This window comes from Streptococcus suis (assembly GCF_002964045.1).
Lineage (GTDB): Bacteria > Bacillota > Bacilli > Lactobacillales > Streptococcaceae > Streptococcus > Streptococcus suis_U.
Map to the genome: position 1 here is coordinate 1 of NZ_POPB01000332.1, position 1,983 is coordinate 1,983.

2 protein-coding genes are annotated in these 1,983 nt (G+C 36.4%); one reads left to right on the top strand and one right to left on the bottom strand.

Features of this window, described 5'->3' with window-relative positions:
* On the bottom strand, positions 1 to 980 hold a 980-nt coding region (locus tag C1E99_RS06785; protein WP_105206448.1), incomplete at its 3' end, for an ISL3 family transposase.
* 238 nt (positions 981 to 1,218) lie between these two features.
* On the opposite strand from C1E99_RS06785, the gene C1E99_RS06790 reads away from it, so the two are divergent.
* The gene (locus C1E99_RS06790) at positions 1,219 to 1,653 is read left to right on the top strand and encodes a hypothetical protein (protein WP_024378133.1); all 435 of its coding nucleotides are present in this window, start codon (positions 1,219 to 1,221) and stop codon (positions 1,651 to 1,653) included.
* The last annotated feature ends 330 nt before the right edge of the window (positions 1,654 to 1,983 follow it).

The following is a 1,983-nucleotide window of genomic DNA, read 5'->3' on the forward strand; positions in this document are numbered from 1 at the left end:
TTTTTCTCTTGGAAATGGAATAAGAGAAGTTGATAGAGTTCATAGTGCTGTCGTAGTTCCTCGGAGAAAGACAGGAGTTTTTCCAGTATTTCCTTGTTAGTCAAGTGCATTCGGAACATAGGGCGATAAAATCGTTTATCGCTGATTTTACGGCTATCTTGTTGTATCAATTTCCAGTAGCGTTTCAAGGCTCGGTATTCCTGCGATGTTCTGTCGAATTGATTCATAATTTGAATACGGATACGGTTCATAGCACGACTAAGGTGTTGAACAATATGAAAGCGGTCGAGTACAATTTTTGCATTGGGAAATAGCTGTCTAGCCAATTTGTAGTATGGACTAAACATATCCATGGTAATGACTTTGACCCGATTTCTAACCTTTCTAGGATAGCGTAGAAAGTGGTTTCGGATGGTTGCTTGAGTTCTTCCGTCCAGAATGGCGATGACATTTAGGGAGTCGAAATCTTGAGCGATAAAGCTCATTTTCCCTTTTTTGAAGGCATACTCGTCCCAGCTCATCACCTCAGGTAAGGCATTCCAATCTGTTTCAAACTTGAACTCATTGAGTTTTCTCATAACTGATGATGTTGAGATAGATAGCCTGTGTGCAATATGTTTCATTGCTTGATTTTCGATGAGTAATTGAGCAATCTTCTGGTTAACAGCGACAGAGATTTGGTGGTTCTTCTTGACAAGAGGAGTTTCAGCGACCGCTATTTTTCCGCATTCTTTACACTTGAAGCGACGCTTTCTAAGGCGGATAAGTAGCGGGTAACCAGCAGTTTCTAGGTAGGGGATTTTAGAGGCTTTCTGGAAGTCGTATTTAGCCATTTGTCCCTTGCATTTTGAGCATTTAGGGGCTGTGTAATCCAAGTGACCGTGGAGTTCTAAGTGAGTTCCTAGGTCATATTCATTAGAGATAGTGATATTTTTGTCTTTAATTCTGAGAAGATTTGTGATAAGATTTAGTTGTTCCATATGAACCCTTTCTAATGTGAGTTTCGTCGCTTTTCATTATAGGTCATATGGGACTTTTTTTCTATACTCAAAAAGGCTCCGTAATCTCCACGGTGGTCTTACCCACTACAGAAATTATAGAGCCGATTTTTCTACCAACACGATTTTTAATTTATTATAGAACTGATTATTTTTAGGATATAAGTACCTGAAGCATAGAGATGAGTATGGCTATAGTCAAAATAAAGCAGTAACAGCCTTGAAATATATAAATCTATCATTCAAAGAATTGATTTATGAACAATACGATTACTATGTTAAAAAAAATAAGAAAGATCCTTTGGATCGGGCTATCGATTATATGCTGAAATTTCAGAGAACTGATGCAAATTTTGAGATTCCCAAGCTTCTTGCTGTTGTTGATTCTATTCAAAAATATGTTTTTAGCCAATCAAAAATGAAGTGCGGGGACTATAGCGTGTTTGCTTCTTTATTAGAAAATGAACAAGTTGATGAAAGATTACAATTCTTAATTGATTATGGGGTACCTTGTTCAGCAGTCAAGAAAGTAAAATTACCAGAGGAGTTAACTGGTTATCCTAATATTATCCAATATCTAAAGGATAATATTTCGCAAATAAGTTCAAAGCTAATTCCTTATGAAATGAAGTTGATGAATGAGGCAATTTTTTAAGTGGATAATAATTTTTAAAATGTTGACAAGAGTTGTGTTTAATCGTACTGTATATATACTTCTAGTACACATCTAACAATGTTTTAAAACTAAAGAGGCTGGGCAAAAACTAGCCAATAACTAAAAAAATACACAGACAGATTGAGCTGCTTCAGATGAAATCCAGCCGAACTGTCTGTGTTTTTCTTTCTGTTTCTACTCTCTTGGACTAATTTCTGTAACCGCCCAATAACAAGGTATCTATCTAATCACTCCCTCCTCCTGTATACTGTTATAAAAAACATAACTGGAGGATTTATTATGTCACAGCCCATCGTCCCATTGACTGAT